The organism is Roseibium sp. RKSG952 (genome assembly GCF_009711355.1).
Window position 1 is genome coordinate 1 of the sequence record NZ_SMMF01000352.1, and the last position, 681, is coordinate 681.

Annotated in this window: 1 protein-coding gene; it reads right to left on the reverse strand. The window is 54.2% G+C overall.

Features of this window, described 5'->3' with window-relative positions; all coding sequences use genetic code 11:
* Positions 1-208: 208 nt before the first annotated feature.
* Positions 209-681 (reverse strand): hypothetical protein (locus E1297_RS49535; protein WP_209015557.1); only part of this gene is annotated, 473 nt, incomplete at its 5' end.

A 681-nucleotide genomic window follows, 5' to 3' on the forward strand; every position in this document is an offset into this window, starting at 1 on the left:
GGAATGCCAGCGCAACGCTCAAGTGCGCCCGGTCAATTCCATAGCCATCGCACACACACAAACAAGTCGTCTGATGAATAACCCGGGCCAGGTGGCAGCTTTCAGGTAGTGATTCGAGATAATCCATAGTCGAGCCGTCATTGAAATGATTCATACTCGCCCGAACGTTGAATTCACCGAACGCGACCGGCTTAGGCCATCTAGGGGCTCATAGCGAAAACCGGTGTGAGGTCCGCCTTGCGCCTTTGCGGATGCTCTGCTTCGTGTCTTGGGCGCTTTGCCGAATCTCGGCTACCTGCTCTTCGATGTTTCTCCACATTGCCGCGATAAGGGGGTCTAGAGGGTCTTGCCCCTTTTCGTGGGAATGAGTGTCAGACCGATCAACCACGCGCTCATAAGTGGCTTCAAAAATGTCCGGCTTGCAGGAATAAAGCTCACCCTTAACCCCCTTGATGATCCAGTCGCCTTCGGTCGCCACATGCTTGGCACGACCGTCGGAGCCGTCTTCAAGCGTGATGATATCGACTTCCGCCTTCGCGCCGGGATGACGTGCCTTTCGCAAGTTTTTGAGATGGACGCCGCCAAATTCCTTCAACTCATCGGTTGGCGGGTAGGTGAATTGCACCGCTTCAATCTCAACCGGCTTCTTCCGATACTTCGCCATTGTCGTTTTCCTGTTCT